Here is a 17,721-nt window from a genome sequence, read left to right on the forward strand (position 1 = left end):
GTCCGGTCCTCCTCTGCGCCACCACACAGACGCTCTGCCTCCTGCCGGCCGCCCATACCCGTCCGGCCGACGGAGGCGAGGATGTGGTGAAGTGAGGGCCATGACCGACATCGAGACGATCACGGTGCCCGGCCATCTGCGGGGGTATCCCGGGGTGGCGTTCGGCGGATTCGTAGCGGGGGTGCTCGCCGGGCGGGCGGCGGCCAAGACCGTACGGGTGGACTTCCGGCGGCCGACCCCGGTGGAGGTGCCGGTGGGGCTCGCGGAGACCGCCGACGGTGGCGCCGTGCTGACCGGCGCGGACGGGGTGCTCGCGGTGGCCACGCCCGACGAGTTGGACCTCGAAGTCCCCGAACCGCCCTCCTGGGGCGAGGCGTTGGCGGCGGCCGAGGCGTACCGCGCGGCTCCGCCGGAGGGTGCCGTGGACTGCTTCGGGTGCGGACTCGACCGCACCCCCGACACCGGGCTGCGCCAGCACTGCGGGGCCGTGCCGGGACGCGATCTGGTCGCCGCCGCGTGGACCCCCGGACCCGCGCTCGCCGACCCCGAGGGGATGCTGCGGCCGGAGCTCGTGTGGGGCGCACTCGACTGCCCCGGGAACGCGGCGGGCCGGCTGCGGGGAGGGATGCGTACGGGCGCGGTAACGGCCTCGCTCACAGCCCGCCTGCTCCAGCCGGTGCCGGTTTCCACACCGCTGGTGTCGTACGCCTGGGTCCTCACGGAAGAAGGCCGCAAGCACCGGATGGGAGTCGCCCTGGCCACGGCCGAGGGTGACCTCCGCGCGGTCGCCTCGGCGCTGTGGGTGGACCCTCGATAGCGCTCTTGGTACCGGCTGTGCCCACCCCTCAGCCCCCGCCCTCCCCCACCCCCTTCTTGGCCCGACTGGGCTGCACCCGCTTGGGCTCCCCCGGCATCTTCGGATAGTCCGGTGGGTACGGCATGTCGCCCAGTTCGTGTTCGTGTTCGTCGCGTGCGGCCAGTTCCAGCAAGGGGTCCAGGCTGTACGCGTGGGTGTCCATGTCCGCGTGGATGTCGCCGAGTTCGGCGTAGCGGGCCGGCATCGTGCGGAGGTCGAAGTCCTTGGGGTGGACGTCGTGCAGTTCGTCCCAGCTCAGGGGGGCCGACACCGGGGCATGGGGTTTGGGGCGGATCGAGTAGGCCGACGCGATCGTGCGGTCTCGGGCCGTCTGGTTGTAGTCGACGAAGATCCGCTCGCCGCGCTCCTCCTTCCACCACGCCGTCGTCACCCGGCCCTCCATCCGTCGCTCCAGCTCGCGGCCGATCGCGATGGCGCAGCGGCGTACCTCGGTGAAGGTCCAGCGGGCTTCGATCGGTACGAAGACGTGGATGCCCCGGCCGCCGGACGTCTTGGGCCAGCCCCGCATCCCCAACTCGTCCAGCAGTGCGCGGAGTTCGAAAGCCACCGGCACCGCGTCGTCGAAGTCCGTGCCGGGCTGGGGGTCCAGGTCGATGCGGAGTTCGTCGGGGTGGTCGGTGGCCTCGCGGCGTACCGGCCAGGGGTGGAAGGTCAGACAGCCCAGATTCGCGGCCCACAGGACGGCGGCGGGCTCGGTCGGGCAGATCTCGTCGGCATGGCGGCCGCTGGGAAAGGAGATGCGAGCCGTCGGGATCCACTCGGGGAGGTTCTTGGGCGCCCGCTTCTGGAAGAAGGACTCGCCGTCGACCCCGTCGGGGTACCGCTCAAGCGTGGTCGGGCGGTCGCGCAGGGCGCGGGTGATCCCCTCGGCGACGGACACGTAGTACTGGGCCACGTCCAGCTTCGTGTAGCCGCCCTCCGGAAAGTAGACCTTGTTCGGGTTCGACAGCCTCACCGTCCGCCCGGCCACCTCCAGCTCGACCGCCTCACCCTTGCTCGTGCCCATGCACGCCACGGTAGGCCGCCCTCACATCGCTCGCATATCGTAAATGGCGGATATCCATCTCAATCAGGGACAATCCGGTGCATGGATCTGCCCGTCATGCCGCCCATGAAGCCCATGCTCGCCAAATCCGTCGCGAAGATTCCGCCCGGTATGCAGTACGAGGCGAAGTGGGACGGGTTCCGGGCGATCGTGCACCGCGACGGGGCCGAGATCGTCATCGGCAGCCGTAACGGCAAGCCGCTGACCCGCTACTTTCCCGAACTCGCCGAGGCACTGACCGCGCGGCTGCCCGAGCGCTGCGTCGTCGACGGCGAGATCGTCATCGTCCACGACGGCCGTCTCGACTTCGACCGGCTCACCGAGCGCATCCACCCGGCCGCGTCCCGCGTGAAGCTGCTCGCCGAGCAGACCCCCGCCAGTTTCGTCGCCTTCGACCTGCTCGCGCTGGGTGACGAGTCGCTGCTCGACACACCACTCGCCGAACGCCGGGCCGCGCTGGTCGAGGCGCTGCGCGGCGTCACCGCCCCCGTACACCTGGCGCCCGCCACCACGGACGCCGCGCAGGCGCAGGAGTGGTTCGAGCGGTACGAGGGCGCCGGGCTCGACGGGGTCGTGGCCAAGCCGCTCGACCTGCTGTACCGCCCCGACGTCCGGCTGATGTTCAAGATCAAGCATGAGCGTACGGCCGACGTGGTGGTCGCGGGCTACCGCTTCCACAAGAGCGGACCGGTCGTCGGTTCCCTGCTCCTCGGCCTGTACGACGACTCGGGCGCGCTCCAGCACCTCGGCGTCTGCGCGGCCTTCCCCATGAAGCGGCGGGCCGAGCTGGTGGAGGAACTGGCTCCGCTGCTGATGGACGACCCGGTGGGCGACGGCCACCCCTGGGCGGCCTGGCTGGACGAGGCCGCCCACGCGAGCGCCCGGCTGCCGGGCGCGCAGAGCCGCTGGACCGGCAAGAAGGACCTGTCATGGGTGGCGGTGCGGCCGTCCCGGGTCTGCGAGGTGGCGTACGACCACATGGAGGGCGACCGCTTCCGGCACACGGCCCAGTTCCGCCGCTGGCGCCCGGACCGAGAACCCACGAGCTGTACGTACGCCCAGCTGGAGGAGCCGGTCCGCTACGACCTGGCCGAGGTGCTCTCGGGCGCGTAACCCCAACGCCGGCAAACACCCCGGCTCCCCCACCCGTCAGTCGCGGCGCGCGATCACCCGGTACGCGTTGGAGAACCGCGTACGCCTCAGCAGCGGGTTCAGCAGCTGGTCGATGCCGTACACCGCGAGCAGGAACGGCAGCGCGGTGTACACCAGCGCCGACCGCACCACCCGGCTCACCCGGCCGGGGCGCTTCGCACGCCAGGGCACGTCGTCCGGCGGCAGCAGGCGGCTGAACAGGAACCACGTGGCGCAGACAAGGTCCGCCGGGATGTGGGCGTCGCGCCGCTCGGCCACCACGACGGTGAAGCCGAGGTTGCGCAGCCGGGTGCAGAGGTTCTGCATCGGGATGAGGTTGAGGTGCTGGGGCTGGAACCAGGGCAGCCAGAGCCGGCCGAGCAGCCGCCCGCAGAGCGACTGGGGGTCGGGGACCTCGATCAGCAGATGACCGCCGGGCGCCAACGCCGTGTGCGCGGCGGTGAGTTCGCGGTGCGGGTCGAGGGTGTGCTCCAGATAGTGGAACATACTGACCACGCCGTAGCGGCCCGTCATCGAGTCGGCCAGATCGACGAACAGCCCACGGTACGCCTGCTCGACGCGGCCCTCCTTGGCCGCGTGCTCGACGCCCTCGCCCATGTCCAGGCCGTCGAACTCGGTGTCCGGCAGCACCTCCTTTGCGGCCGCGCAGAAGTGGCCGAGCGAGGTGCCGACGTCCAGCCAGCGGGCGGGCAGGGCGACGCGGCGCAATGCGTGCGCGCTGCGGCGGAAGCGTTTCCTGCTGCCGTTGCCCTCGAACATCTTGGCCGTCGTCTCGGCGCCGAGGCCGTCGTAGAAGTCCCGGTAGTAGAAGTCCAGGCCCTCCTGGCTCAGGCGCGGGTTCTGGAAGATGTGGCCGCAGCCGAGGCATTCGTCGAGCACGAACTCCCCCGGCTTGTCCTGGATCAGGTCCCGGGTGCGGAACTTGCGCCGCAGGTCGGGGCCCAGGCACCAGGGGCAGTTCGTACGCGCCGGCAGGAAGAACCGGGCCGTACCCCGGGCCAGCTCCTCGCGGTACGCCGGGCGGAGTTCGGCGATCTTTTCGCGGCTTGGCATGTCCGGTTCCTCTCTGTCGATCCATCGGGTTCTCGCGCGATGCCGGTCCTAGGGCCAGATCCACCGGGCAGGCCCTAGCGGCCGCCCGCACCGGCGAGCTCTTCCAAGTACGTGGCCGCCGCCGACTCCCCGCCCGCCTTGCGAAAGGCGTCCCGGATACGGTGGGCCGCCTCCCGGTACCGGGGCTCGGTCACCACCGCGTCCAGCGCCGCGCCGATCTGTTCGCGTCCCGCCCGGCCGAACTTGATCCGCAACCCGGCCCCGGCGCCCACCACTTGGGACGCCACCACCGGCTGGTCGTCCCGGATCGGAGCCACCACCAGGGGTACGCCGTGCCACAGCGCCTCGGCGACGGTGTTGTGCCCCGCGTGACAGACGACCGCCGACATCCGCTCCAGGAGGGCGACTTGGGGCAGCGCCGCGCGTACGAGCACATCGGGGCCGACCGCGACGGGCCCGAGCAGCCCGCCGGGGTCGCACACCACCGCGCGCAACTGTCCGGTCCGGGCGCGTACGGCGGCCACGCTCTCGGCGAGGAACCGGCCGCCCGCGTCCGGGTTCGCCGTGCCGAGCGTGATCAGGACCGGCGCCGTACCGGGCGCTAGATCGAGCCACTGCCACGGGAAGTCCCCAGCGTCCGAACGCCGGGAGGCCAGCGCCGGGCCGACGAACCGCAGGTCGGTCGCGGGGACGGGATACGGGCCGACCAGCTCGGGGGTGGTGAAGGCGAGCGTCAGCAGCGGCGAGAAGCGCGGATCGTGGGTGGCCGCCGGATCTCCGATGCGCTGCCGCAACTGCCCGATCAGCGCGGTGAGCCAGCCCTCGACGCCCGGCAGTCCGGACATGCTGCCGGCGAGCTCGGCGGAGGTGGTCGACGAGGTCGCGTATGGGACGCCGAGCCGTTCCGCGACCAGCGCGCCCGCCACCGTTTGCTGGTCACAGACCACGACGTCCGGCCCGAACGCACTGATCGCCGCCTCCACCCCGGGCGCCATCCCCTCGGCGAGCGGGCCGAGGAAGCCGTCCCAGAGGAACTTCAGCGCCGCGATCCCGCGCAGCTGCGGCGGCCGCAGCCCGTCGATCCGGTCGGGCCCGGCGCACTCGTACACCTTCGGCCGTCCGCCCACCAGCCGACCGACAACCATCGGCCGCCCCGCCCACGCCACCTCGTGCCCCCGGGCGGTCAGCTCGGCGCCGACGGCGGCGGCCGGGTTGATGTGCCCGGTCAGCGGCGGCACGACGAAGAGGAACCGACTCACCGCGCCGACCCCGTTTCGCTCGGCTCGGACAACTCCCGTACACGGTCAGCATGTTGATGGATCCAGCTCAGCGCGAGCTCGCCCACGGTGTCGGCCGCCTCGACGAGGACCGAATGTTTCTGTCCCGGTACCACGGCGACCCGACAGCGCGGGAGCAGCGAGCGCAGCCGGGCGGCCTCGGCGGCCACCAGGCCCTCCTGCCCGTTGATCAGCAGCACCGGGCAGCGCACCCGCCTCAGCTGCGCGTCACTGAGGACCCGGCCGGCCGGGATGTCGCGGGCGATCGTGGTGGACCGCACCAAGCGCCCGGCGGCCAGGCCGAGTCGGCGGATGTGCGCGTCGTGCCGGGCGTCGCCGGTCCGGGTGGAGGAGAGCGTTCCGTACTGCTCGGTGAACCAGAGCAGCGCGTCGTCCTCGGGCATGTCCCCGGCCTGGCGCAGGGCCGCCGACATCGTCTCGGACCAGGCCGCGTTCGCCGGACCCGACTCGATCACGGTGACGGTGGCGACGCGTTCGGGCCGGTGGACCACGTAGTCGAGGGCGACCGTGCCGCCGAAGGAGTTGCCCACGAGGTGGACGGGACCGTCGACGTCCAGCTCGTCGAGCAGGCTGTCGAGATCGGCGGTGAAGTGCTCAAGGGCATAGCCGGTCGGAGGGCGTTCGCTGCGGCCGTGGCCGCGCAGGTCGTACATGACGGCGTCGAACCCGGCGGCGGCGAACGCCGGGCCGAGGGTGAAGTAGAAGCTCGCGAGGCTGTCGATGAAGGCGCCGTGGATGAACACGACGGTGCCGTACGGGTGGTGGCGCCTGGGAGCCAGGCGCTGTACGTGCAGCCCGAGCCCGTTCGCCCGGATCATGACCATCGGACGGCTCCCGGGTCGGACACCGGTCCCGCGCTCAGGCACTGCACGACATGGTCGACGAGGCGTCCGACGGAGAGCGCGATGACCTCGTCGATCTCCAGACCGGCCACGAACTCGGCGAAGTTCACTCGGTCGCCGTACCACTCCTGGAGCTGCCCGGAGAGCATGACGAGGTCGATGCTCTCCAGCTCCAGATCGTCGCCGAAGAGGGTGTCCGGGCGGATGTCGGCAGGGTCGGGCGCGTACTCCCCGAGGACGGTCACGATCAGCCCGGCGATCTCGGCCAGCACGATCTTCTCGTCCGGAACGGGATTCTGGTCCGGCGGCGCGAGCGGGGCGGCGCCGGGCGGCAGTTCGCTGGTGGTCACTGAGCACTCTCCTTGGGGGGCACGGAGGACGTGGTCCAGGCCACGACGTGGGTGGGGTCGATCAAGGTGCAATGGACCTGGTGGTGGCGGTCGTTGACCGATACGACCAGGTCTTCGGGGGTCGCATGCGTCACCGCGAAGGCCTGTGGACGACCGCCGAACCCGGTGCCCTCCGCCTTGGCGGCCGCTTCCTTGGCGGCCCAGAAACGGGTGAACCACAGGGCCTCGGAGTCGTCCGTGGTCGCGGTCAGCCGGGCGAGGAGCGCGAGCTCGGCGGGGCCGAGGGCAACGCGGAGGGTGTCGGGGGTGCGGTCGGTGACGTGCTCGATGTCGATACCAACTGAAGGTGAGCCGGGGCGTACGATCGCCACCGCCAGCTCGCCCCGATGGGCCAGCGACAGCTCAATCGGCGGCAATACGCGACCGTGCATGCCGACCGCACGCGGCCGCCCCGACTCCTCGTTCACGATCTCGATCTCGGCCGGGAACACCGCGCCCTCGCCGCGCTCCCACAGCCACCGCCGCACCGCGTCCTTGGCCGCGATCCGGCCGAGCAGCCACTGCCGCCGCCCGCGCGGCGGCCGCCTTTCGTACAACTCCCGTTCTCTGGCGCCCAGTTGCGTACGCATCAACAGATCGCGGGAAGCCAGGTCCGGCCAGACGTCCCGGAGCATGTACCAGCCGCCGGGGCGGGGCTCGGAGAGCGCGCGGTGTTCCGGGTATCCCCCGGTTTTGCGCGCGTCGAGCCCCGAGAAGCGGCGGTCGCGCCAGCCGGAGATCTCCGCCCACACCGTGCCGTCGGGAAGCGTCAGCCGGACGTCGGCGAGGAGGGTGTCCTCGGTGAGCGAGGTGATGATGGCATGGCAGTCGACGGAGGTGCCGGTGGGTGGCTGCGGCCCGTGGAAACGTACTTCGCCGATCGCCACCGGGAAGATGACCGTGCGTACGGGATGGGTCGACATCAGCCAGTAGCCGAGCAGTTGGCCGACATTGTCGAGCAGCGCGCCCGGGGCGGGCGGTGCGGTGATCGTGCCCCGGACGTGTGCTGGGCCGATTCCGGTGAGCGCGGTCACGCCCCGGAACGCGGGCCCGTGGAACATCCACCGGTCCTCGTACAGCTGCGCCGCGCGGATCTCGGCCGGACGCTCGCCGGTGGCGTCGAGGGGTGGTGCGGGCGGCGGTGGCGGATATGCGGAGGCCAGCTGTACGGTCGCGCGGGCGTACGGGCCGAAAGCGGCCGCCATCCGGCCTTGCCCCTGGGGGCGGGCGGTGACGGTGACGTCCACGGCCGGGACCGCACTGACCCACTTCTCCAGCCGTACATCCCGCACGGCGACGGCCCGCTGACCCGGCGCGGCCTCCTCGGCCGCGGCCATCAGGTGATGCAGGACGGTGGTGGCCGGAACCACGGGATACCGGTCGGACACATCCGGCCAGCCGGGCCGCTGCGGGAAGAAGCAGTGGTCGAGGAGGTACGGCATGGTGTCCGTGGAAACCCGGAGCCGCGTGTGCCGCTCGACGGACTCCGGCCGGGCCTGCCGCTCGGCGGGCGCACTCGCCGCCTCCAGTACGGCGGTGACGCTCTCAGCGGTCTCCCGCAGCAACGCGTCGAGCTCGGCGGCGACGGGGTGGCGGGTGGTGATTTGAGATGCCAACGTGCTGGCCCCGTAAGCTCGTTCACCATTCGTACGGGGTACGAGCTCGGCGCGAAGCGCGTCCCGCCGACCGGGATCGAGAGGCACCAGGGCGGCGCCGAGATCGAGCGGGGTGGCGGGACGCCTACGCACCCCCGACGCACGAGACCGCCGCGACATCGGCGCGTACCCCTCCGCCCACAACCCCGTCTCCACCCGCCGAAGTTGGGCGAGTCCGCCGCGCTGGGGCGAGTTGGCCGAGAGGGTGAGGTGGTCGCGGGACTTGAGGGTGTCGTCGATCAGGGAGGTGAGCCGGCCCGTGCCCATCTGGATGAACGCACGGAACCCGGCCGCGTACATCGCGTCGATGAGCGGCCGGAACCGCACCGGCTCAAGGAGATGGCGTACGAACAGGGCCCGGACCTCGTCGGGAGCTGCCGGGAACGGGGCCGCCGTGGTGCCGGACCAGACCGGGACGCGCGGCGGAAGGATCTCCGCCGCGTTCAGGCCGCCCGTCAGCGGGCCCAGATACGGCGCCAGCATCGGAGTGTGGAAGCCGGAGCGGAACGGGAGCACCTGGCACATCACATGCTCGGCCCGCAGTTTCGCCACGAACTCCGCGACCGGCTGCTCGGGGCCGCAAATCATCGACTGGCTCGGGGAGTTGTCGTGCGAGAGCACCACGTCCTCGCGGCCCGCGAGCGCTTCGGTCACCCGGGCCGCCGACGCGCCGATCGCCGCGAACGTCAGGCCCGGCACCCGCAGCGAGTCGGGGTCGAAGGCCGCGAAGAAGTCGTCGGTGCTGTCGGCGGGGAACAGTCCGCCCGCGATCATCGCCATCCACTCGCCGACGCTGTGACCGGCCACGCCGTCCGGCTCGACGCCCATCGCGCGCAGGGCCGCGTCCAGCACCCGGCCGACCCGCAGCACCCCGAGCCCGTGCCGGGCCACGTCCGTCGCCTCGGTGTACGCGCGGCCCGGCAGCCGCAGCCCGTAGTGCTCGACCACCTCGTCCACGCGGGGAGCGAACTCGGCCTCAAGACCGGGGAAGACGAAGGCGACCTTGCCGCCGGTCCCGGTCCTGCTCGCGAGGAGCGGGCTCGGGGCGAACCACACATCACCCCGGCCGCGCCAGGGGCGGCCCGCCGCCACCGCCCTGCGGGCGAGCGCGAGCCGCTTGGCGGTCGGATCGACGATGCCGAGCCGGACGGCAGCGGCGTACGGCGTATCCCTCGCCTCCAGTACGGTCGAGTCCTCCGCGTCCAGAAGCCGCGCGAGGCCGTCCGCCGAGTCCGCACTCAGCCGCAGCACCCGTTCCGGCTCGCGCACGTCGGCACGAGGTCGCGGAAGGGGTGCGACCGACGCCAACTCCCTCACACCCGGCGCCTGTTCCAGCACCACATGCGCATTGATCCCACCGAACCCGAACGCGTTGACAGCGGCCCGACGCAAGGGCGCGTCCCAGGGACGGGCAACATCCATCGGTCGGAAACGGGTGCGATCGAGCGCAGGGTGCGGGTCATCGCAGTGCAGGGTCGGCAGCAGGGTCGCGTGGTGCACGGCCAGGGCCGCCTTCACCAGCCCGGCGACGCCCGCGGCGGGCATACAGTGGCCGATCATCGACTTCACCGAGCCGATGATCGCGTTCCCGGCGACATCCGAGGGCCCGAACACCTCGGCCAACGTGGCCAGTTCGGCCGCATCACCCGCCGGAGTGCCCGTGCCGTGGGCCTCCAGGAGCCCGATCGCGTCCGGGGTACGGGGGTCGAGCCCGGCCGCCCGCCACGCCTGCCGTACCGCACGGGTCTGGCCACCCGGGTCGGGGTTCATCAGACCGGTGCCGCGACCGTCGCTCGTCACACCCGTACCGCGGATCACCGCGTACACCCGGTCACCGTCACGCTCCGCGTCGGCGAGCCGCTTCAGGACGACCACGCCGGTGCCCTCGCCGATCAGTATTCCGTCGGCGGCCGCATGGAAGGGGCGGCTGCGCTGGCTCGGCGACAACGCACGTAACTGGGCGAAGACGCTCCACAGCGTGATGTCGTGGCAGTGGTGGACCCCGCCCGCGAGCATCATGTCGCAGCGCCCGGAGGCGAGTTCATCGATCGCCCGGTCGACCGCGATGAGCGAGGAGGCACAGGCCGCGTCGACGGTGTACGCGGGGCCCCGCAGATCCATCCGGTTGGCGATACGGGAGGCCGCGAGGTTGGGGACCAACCCGATCGCCGACTCGGGGTGCTCGGGCCCCAACTTGTCGGTGAACGCGGCCCGTACGCGGTCGAGTTGGCCGGGGTCGAGCTGTGGAAGCAGTTCACTCAACGTATGGGTCAACTGGTGGGCTGTACGCACCCGTTGGTCGAGGCGGACCAGGCCGGGGGTGAGATAGCCGCCCCGGCCGAGGATCACGCCGATGCGGTCCCGGGCGGGCAGCCGGTCCGCGCCGCCCGCGTCGGCAATCGCCCGGTCGGCGACGGAGAGCGCGATGAGCTGGTCGGGCTCGGTGCCCGCGATGGAATTGGGCATGATGCCGAAGCGGGTGGCGTCGATCTCGGCGAGCCCGTCGACGAAGCCGCCGCGTCGGCAGTACACGCGGTCGGCGGCGGTCTTCTCCTCGCCGGGCCGGTAGTACACCGGGTCCCAGCGCCCGTCGGGCACCTCGCGGATGGCGTCCACGCCGTCGACGAGGTTGCGCCAGTAGGCGTCCAGATCGGCGGCACCGGGCAACAGGACAGACATCCCGACGATGGCGACGGGTACTTGACTCGCAGTCATTTCCACATCCGCCATCTCACAGAGCCGATGCCGTGTAGACGACGGACCTGGTCGACTCGTCGCCCCACGCCAGCTCCCGCAGCAGGGCGAGCGTGCCCTCCTCGCGGTCGATGAGGGACACCCCGCGCCGGGTGTACTCGCGGGCGAGGTGCGGGGTGACCATGCCGCCGTGCTCGGCGGACGGCGCCCACGGCCCCCAGTGCACGGTGAGCGCCCGGCGTCCGGTGCGCCGGGCCCAGCGCTCCCCGAGGCCCGCGAGGGCGTCGTTGGCGGCGGCGTAATCGCTCTGGCCACGGTTGCCGAGTACGGCGGAGACGCTGCCGAACAGTACGGCGAGCCGTGGCCCGCTGGGCAGTTGGGCCACGGCGTCGAGCAGCGCGCGGGCACCGTCGACCTTCGTCCCGTACACCCGTCGGAACGACTCGGGGTCCTTCTCGGCGATGAGACGGTCCTCGATCACACCCGCCGCGTACACCACCGCGTCGATGTGTCCGTGCTCCGCCTGGATCTCCTTGACGGCCTGCGCCACGGCGGCGGTGTCGCACATGTCGGCGACGCGGTAGGCGGCGCGAGCGCCGACCCGGTCCAACCGGTGCAAGGTGTCGGCGACTTCGCGCCCGGCGAGGATCGTCCTCACCTCGCGTTCGATCGCGGCGGGCGCGAGCTCGCCCCGGGCGACCAGGACCGCACGCAGTGCCGCCTCGTCACGGGCGGCCGCGATGTCCGGGTCCTCGGGACCGCTGGGCAGCGGGGTCCGGCCGAGGAGCTCGATCCGGCAGCGGGCGGCGGACGCGAGGGCCAGGGCGAAGTCGGCCGTGATCCCCCGGGCGCCCCCGGCGAGCACGACCACCGACTCGCGGTCGAGCCCGAGGGCCGCGACCTCGGCCACCCCGTCCCCGGCCGGTCCCGCACCAGTGCGCGCGAGCCCGGTGAGCGGGTCCTCGACGAGCGCGAGCCCGTACCGCTCTTCGGCGGTCCGCAGTACGACAGGGGCACGATCCGGCGCGGACAACTCCCCCACCAGGCACTCGGCCCACTGCGCGACGGACTCGTCCGGGTCCAGATCGACGACCCGGACCGTGATGTCCTCGTACTCCCGCCCGATGGTCCGGAACAGCCCGTGCAACCCCGCTCCCACCTCCTCCCCGGCGCCGGATGCGGCCCTGGCGCAGATCAGCCACCCGGGCGCGAGCCGCAGAGCGGCCCGGAAGACCTCGAAGGCGCCGGGGAGCAGCACCGGTGTGTCGCCCACGAGGGCCCCGAGGTGGAACACCCCGTCGAGCGGACCGTCGATCTCGTCGAGCCGTCGGTCCATGTCGTACGCGACGGCCTCGGCGCCATCGCGTACCAACCGGGCCGCCAACTCCTCGGCGACCTCGCCGCCGCCGAGCAGCGCGAAACGTTTGCCGTGGAGGGAGGGGGCCGGGGGGAGGTCGAGGGGGGTTGGCCGGAGGGTCAGGCGATGGGGGGCGATGCCCGTGATGACGTCCGGGGCGGCGGGGGGCGTGGCAACGGACGGCGCCGCTTCGGTCCCGGTGTCGTGTGCGGTGATCCAGGACGTGATCGCCGCGACCGTACGCGCCCGGGACAGCTCCTCCATCTCCGTGTCGTCGAACGTACGGGTCCCCGCGAGGTGGCGGGCCAGTTCGCCGACGATCTCGGTGCGTTTGATCGAGTCGATGCTCAGATCGGCTTCGAGGTCGAGATCGGGCTCGATCATGTCGGCCGGGTACCCGGTGCGCTCGCTGATGACGGTGAGCACGGCCTGCTCGATGTCGACGACGGGCGGGCGGGGTGCTTCCGCAATGGCGGCGGGCTCCACGGGGAGAGTCGTCGGCACAGGCACCGGGGGCAGCGGAGCCGCACCGCCATTGGCTCCCAAGTACGTCAGCAATACGTCCCGTTGAGCCGCGACCAGTTCTCGCGTCGTCCGCAGGAAGTCCGAGATCAGCCCCTGCTCCGACGAGCCCTCCTCAGCGCGCCGCTCGGGCGCACTTTCCAGAGTGACCCGCCGAGCCGGTTGCAGAGCTCCCGGCAGCAGCGCGCCCGACCGGGTGCGGACCAGGTGGCCGTCCACCGTCCAGCCGGGCGGCTCGGGTGGTGCCGTCACCGCGCCCCGGCCCTGGAGGAGCCGTCCCGTACGTACCGGCACACCCGCGACCGCGAGGCGGCCTAGGGACTCCAGGAAGCCACGCAGCCCGGCGCCGGGACCCGGCTCGCAGGCGACGGCCAGATGCGGGCGGTCGCCGAGGATCTTGCCGACCAGACCGGTGAGCACCGCACCCGGGCCCGCCTCCACGAAGATCCGAGCCCCCGCCGCGTACATCGCCTCGATCTGCTCCGCGAACCGCACCGGGGACTCGATCTGCGCGGCGAGCTCGGCGCGTACGGCGTCGGGCCGAGCCGGGTAGACACCGGCGGTCCGGTTGGACCAGACAGGGAACTCCGCTGCTAGGACGGCGTGCTCGGCTACATCCGACGCGAAGCGCTCCCCCGCGCCCGCGACCAGCGGGCTGTGGAACGCGCAGGCGACCGGAATGCGCTGTGCCCCGAACCCGGCGTCCTTCAAGCGTCCGATCGCCTCGTCCACCGCTTCGGTGGAGCCGGAGACGACGGTCTGGCGCGGCGCGTTGCGGTTCGCGGCCACGACCCGGTCCGCGAGCCCCGCGTCGGCCAGGACCTGCTCGACCTCGGCGGGGCTCGCGGTGACCGCCGCCATCGCGCCCGGGTCGTCCCCGAGCGAGCCGAGGATCGCCTCGGCTCGGCGGGCGCTGAGGTCGAGCAGCGTCTCGGGCGACAGGGCCCCGGCGGCGGCGAGCGCCACCAGTTCGCCGTACGAGTGCCCGCCGGCCATGTCGGGACGTACGCCTGCCTCAGCGAGGATGCGATGTGCCGTCAACCCCGCGATTCCCAAGGCTGGTTGGGCCAACCTCGTATCCGTGAGGGTCTGCCGTTGACGATCCTTGGCCGCCTGATCGAAAGCCCTCGGCGGGTAGAGGGCGGGGGCGTACGTACGCCCCTCCTCCGCATACCGGGCCGCTTCCGGGAACGCCGCCAGCAGATCGGCCAGCATGCCGGGCCGCTGACTGCCCTGCCCGGGGAACAGGAAGGCGATCCGTTCTTCACCCAAGGGCCCGTCCGCCCGGAAGACACCCTTCGCCGACTCCCCCGCCGACACCTTCCCCAGCAGCTCCCGCAGCTCGTCGACACCATCCGCCACGACCGCGATCCGGACCGGCGCGCTGCGCGTCTCGGCACGCCGGGCCGCCTTGAGCGCGGCATCCCGCAACCGGACACCCGGGGAACCGAGCTCGCCCAGCAGCCACTCCGCCTCCCGCCCGGCCGCCGCCTCGTCCGCGCCCCGGAACAGGAACAGCTCGGCGGGCCAGGCGTCGTAACCGCGCAGCGGCGGCACACTCGCCTCGTGGGCGGTCAGCACCGCGTGGAAGTTGGTGCCGCCGAAGCCGAACGCGCTCACCCCGGCGACGCGTTCGGCCACCGGTGTGACCCACGGCCGGGCCTCGGTGTGGAAGGCGAAGGGGCTGGTGTCCGCGTCCCAGGCCGCGTTCGGCTCCTGGAGGTGGATCGTGGGCGGGGTGATACCGGTGTGCAGGGCGAGCGACGCCTTGATCAGACCGGCCAGACCCGCCGCGCACTTCGTATGGCCGATCTGGGACTTGACCGACCCCAGCGCACAGCTGCCCGGCCCCGCACCGGACTCGCTGAACACGGCTGTCAGCGTGGCCAGTTCGGTACGGTCACCCACCACCGTGCCCGTGCCGTGCGCCTCGACCAGACCCACTTGGGCGGGTGAGAGACCCGCGATCCGGTACGCCCGCTCCATCGCGGCCCGCTGCCCCTCGGGCCGGGGCGCGGTGAGCCCTAGCGAACGGCCGTCGCTGGCGCTGCCGATGCCCTTGATCACGGCGTACACCCGGTCGCCGTCCCGCTCCGCGTCGGCCAGGCGCTTCAGCGCCACACAGGCCACACCCTCGCCGAGGACCGTGCCGTCGGCGGACGCGTCGAACGTACGGGAGCGGCCGCTCGGGGAGAGCGCGCGGACGGACGAGAAGAGCAGGAAGTCGTTCACGCCGTTGTGGAGGTCCGCGCCGCCGCACAGCACCAACTCGCTGTTTCCGGAGGCCAGTTCCTTGCAGGCGACGTCGAGCGCGGCGAGCGAGGAGGCGCAGGCGGCGTCGACGGTGTAGTTGGCGCCGCCGAGGTCGAGGCGGTTGGCGATCCGGCCCGCGATGACATTGGCGAGCATCCCGGGGAACGAGTCCTCGGTGAGTTTCGGCAACTGCTCCTCGATCGCCGCCGGGATCTCGCCCACGTACGCGGGCAGGACGGTTCGCAGCGTCGTCGCGCCGGACAGGTCGCTGCCGGACTCGGCGCCGAAGACCACCGACGTACGGGAGCGGTCGAAGGGCCGGTCGCCGTACCCGGCGTCGTCGAGCGCGCGCCGGGCGGCTTCGAGGGCGAGCAGCTGCACCGGTTCGATGCTGCCGAGCGAGGCGGGCGGAATGCCGTACGCGAACGGGTCGAAGGGGATCTGCGGCAGGAACCCGCCCCACCGCGACGGGGTCGTGTCGGCGCGCTCGCCCGTCGGGTCGTGGTAGACCGCCGGGTCCCAGCGCTCGGCGGGCACCTCGGTCACCGCGTCGACGGCGCCCACGATGTTCGCCCAGTACGTCGCCAGATCGGGGGCCTGCGGAAACATGCAGGCCATGCCCACGACAGCGATGTCGAGCGGCGCCGGGGCCTGGACGCCTTCCTCGGCCGCACCCAAAGGGGACAGTTCCTGCGCGCGCCGCTGTGCGAACGCGGCGGCGCCCCGGGTCACGGCATCGTGCAGCGCACCGACGGTCGTCGCCGCCGAGCGCAGCACGGCGACCTGCCCGGCCATGAACATCCCCTCGTCCAGCTGCCGTTGCTCGACGACCGGCCGTAACTCGCCATCACGGCGCTCCACCCCCTTGCTCGCGATCCGCAGCCGCCCGATGTTCAGCTGCTCCAGCTCGGCCCACGCCTCGCGGTCCGGCACACCGTCCGCCCGCAGGCGCGCGCGTACGGTCGCATAGTCGTCGGTGTACGGGCTGGTGACGCAGCGCGTGGCATGGCCCGGGGCGCTCTCCAGGAGGGCGGTCGCGCCCGCCTCGATGACCTGGCGCTGGAACAGCGGCTGGATGGCCCCGCACTCCACCGCCTCGGCGGTGAAGAGGTAGGCCGTGCCCATCAGGGCACCGACCGCGACCCCGCGCGCGGCCAGCGGGGCGGCGAGCGCGGCGGCCATCGCGGCGGAGCGCTCGTCGTGGATCCCGCCCGCGAGCAGCACTTCGAAGTCGCCTGCGGTACCGGGCGAACCGGCCACGTACTCCTCGATGACGGCGAGCTGCGCCTCCCAGAGCGGAAAGCTGTTTCGGGGCCCCACATGGCCGCCGCATTCGGCGCCTTCGAAGACAAACCTGCGCATGCCCATGTCAATGAATTGGCCGAGAAGCGTAGCCGAGGGCACATGCAGAAACGTCCGGATGCCCGCCGCCTCCAACTCGGCTGCCTGGGAGGGACGGCCGCCCGCGACGATCGCATGCGTGGGGCGGACGGCCCGCACGGCCTCCAGCTGCTCCGCCCTGATCCGGCCGTCCGTGAAGCCGAGGATGCCCACACCCCAGGGGCGTTCGCCCAGCTCGGCGCGGGTGCGCTCCAGGAGGGCGCGACTCTGCTCCCCGTCCGACAGGGCGAGCGCCAGCATCGGAAGCGCCCCCTCGCGGGCCACGGCCGCCGCGAAACCGGCCTGGTCGCTGACGCGGGTCATGGGGCCCTGCACGAGCGGGAGGCGGGTGCCGAGGGCGGCCGCCATGGGCGAGCCGGGGGCCAGCACGTTCGCACTTTCCGACTCGCTCATAACCGCCGCGATCGCATCGCGCACTCCGCGCACCGCACCCGCCACGGTGCCATACCGCTCCTCGAACCGGGCCGCGAGGAACCCGTCCTGCCCGATGGGGAGTTGGACGCCCGCACGTTCGCGCCGCAGCGCCCGGACGCCGTCGACCACGGTCGTGTCCGACCCGTCCGTGGTGCGCAGCGCCGCCGCGAACTCGTCCGGCAGCCCCGACTCGGCGAGGAGCGCGAGCTGGACGTCTAGGACGACCCCGGCCGCCCCGCCGACCACGGCCGCCGCGGCTGTACGGGGACCGATGCCCCCGCACGCCCATACGGGCAGGTCGTAAGCCGGGTCGGACAGCAGCGCCTGGAGCAGGACGAAGGTGCTCAGCTCGCCGGTCCGGCCACCGCACTCACTGCCGCGCGCCACGAGCCCGTACGCGCCATGGGTCGCGGCGAGGCGGGCTTGCGCCTGGTTGCCGACCTCCGCCAATACCCTTACATCTGCCGGTAGTTGATCTGAGCGCCATGACGCATCGGCGGCGAGAACCACCACGGATGGGAACGCGCCCCCACACTCCTCGACCAGTTCCGCCGGGGTGAGCGCGCAGGTCGGCCCGACCCTTACGCCGAAGTCGGTCGTCCAGCGCCGCAGCAGGGCGAGCGCGTCGCGGGCACTGCGGTCGCCTGCGCCGAGGTCGAGCACGCCCAGTCCGCCGGCCCGGCAGACAGCGGCGACCAGGCGTGGGTCGGGCAGGCCGAACGGACTTAATCCGACGACGAGTTCACGGTTCGGCGCAACGGGCGTCATG

Annotated in this window: 9 protein-coding genes; 2 read left to right on the top strand and 7 right to left on the bottom strand. The window is 72.4% G+C overall.

Translation table 11 applies throughout. The annotated features are described in order from the left end of the window. Positions 1–100 precede the first annotated feature (100 nt). Positions 101–817 (top strand): hypothetical protein, encoded by a 717-nt coding sequence (locus tag ACT1U9_RS02885; RefSeq protein WP_444536771.1) that lies wholly within the window; start codon positions 101–103, stop codon positions 815–817. A 28-nt stretch (positions 818–845) separates the two neighbouring features. Here the strand turns inward: ACT1U9_RS02885 and ligD are convergent, their stop codons facing one another. Continuing rightward, positions 846–1,883, bottom strand: a complete 1,038-nt coding sequence (ligD, locus tag ACT1U9_RS02890) for a non-homologous end-joining DNA ligase (protein WP_444536772.1) — start codon at positions 1,881–1,883, stop codon at positions 846–848. Positions 1,884–1,964: 81 nt separating this feature from the next. Between ligD and ACT1U9_RS02895 the strand changes: the two genes are divergently transcribed. Then, entirely contained in the window at positions 1,965–3,035 is a 1,071-nt protein-coding gene (locus ACT1U9_RS02895; protein WP_444536773.1) for an ATP-dependent DNA ligase, read from the top strand. A gap of 36 nt (positions 3,036–3,071) precedes the next feature. Here the strand turns inward: ACT1U9_RS02895 and ACT1U9_RS02900 are convergent, their stop codons facing one another. From ACT1U9_RS02900 to ACT1U9_RS02925, 6 genes are all read right to left on the bottom strand, one after another. Further along, positions 3,072–4,127 (bottom strand): class I SAM-dependent methyltransferase, encoded by a 1,056-nt coding sequence (locus ACT1U9_RS02900; protein WP_444536774.1) that lies wholly within the window; start codon positions 4,125–4,127, stop codon positions 3,072–3,074. 74 nt (positions 4,128–4,201) lie between these two features. Next, positions 4,202–5,386: a glycosyltransferase gene (locus tag ACT1U9_RS02905; protein WP_444536775.1), complete on the bottom strand. Its 1,185-nt coding sequence runs from the start codon at positions 5,384–5,386 to the stop codon at positions 4,202–4,204. Next, complete coding sequence (locus ACT1U9_RS02910) at positions 5,383–6,249, bottom strand: alpha/beta fold hydrolase (protein WP_444536776.1); 867 nt, start codon at positions 6,247–6,249, stop codon at positions 5,383–5,385. Before ACT1U9_RS02910 ends, ACT1U9_RS02905 begins: the two co-directional genes overlap by 4 nt. Further along, a complete protein-coding gene (locus ACT1U9_RS02915) occupies positions 6,240–6,617 on the bottom strand; it encodes an acyl carrier protein (protein WP_444536777.1) in 378 nt (125 codons plus the stop codon). Before ACT1U9_RS02915 ends, ACT1U9_RS02910 begins: the two co-directional genes overlap by 10 nt. Next, positions 6,614–11,026, bottom strand: a complete 4,413-nt coding sequence (locus tag ACT1U9_RS02920) for a type I polyketide synthase (protein ID WP_444536778.1) — start codon at positions 11,024–11,026, stop codon at positions 6,614–6,616. The genes ACT1U9_RS02915 and ACT1U9_RS02920 overlap by 4 nt, the downstream gene beginning before the upstream one ends. Before the next feature lie 16 nt (positions 11,027–11,042). After that, entirely contained in the window at positions 11,043–17,720 is a 6,678-nt protein-coding gene (locus tag ACT1U9_RS02925) for an SDR family NAD(P)-dependent oxidoreductase (protein WP_444536779.1), read from the bottom strand. Between the last annotated feature and the right edge of the window lies 1 nt (position 17,721).

Source organism: Streptomyces sp. BR1, assembly GCF_052373795.1.
GTDB lineage: Bacteria > Actinomycetota > Actinomycetes > Streptomycetales > Streptomycetaceae > Streptomyces.

What these genes read in the sequence shown, in the direction of transcription:
- ACT1U9_RS02885 (WP_444536771.1), top strand. Translation starts at nt 101, where the DNA reads ATGACCGACATCGAGACGATCACGGTGCCCGGCCATCTGCGGGGGTAT.
- ligD (WP_444536772.1), bottom strand. Translation starts at nt 1,883, where the DNA reads ATGGGCACGAGCAAGGGTGAGGCGGTCGAGCTGGAGGTGGCCGGGCGG.
- ACT1U9_RS02895 (WP_444536773.1), top strand. Translation starts at nt 1,965, where the DNA reads ATGGATCTGCCCGTCATGCCGCCCATGAAGCCCATGCTCGCCAAATCC.
- ACT1U9_RS02900 (WP_444536774.1), bottom strand. Translation starts at nt 4,127, where the DNA reads ATGCCAAGCCGCGAAAAGATCGCCGAACTCCGCCCGGCGTACCGCGAG.
- ACT1U9_RS02910 (WP_444536776.1), bottom strand. Translation starts at nt 6,249, where the DNA reads ATGGTCATGATCCGGGCGAACGGGCTCGGGCTGCACGTACAGCGCCTG.
- ACT1U9_RS02920 (WP_444536778.1), bottom strand. Translation starts at nt 11,026, where the DNA reads ATGACTGCGAGTCAAGTACCCGTCGCCATCGTCGGGATGTCTGTCCTG.
- ACT1U9_RS02925 (WP_444536779.1), bottom strand. Translation starts at nt 17,720, where the DNA reads ATGACGCCCGTTGCGCCGAACCGTGAACTCGTCGTCGGATTAAGTCCG.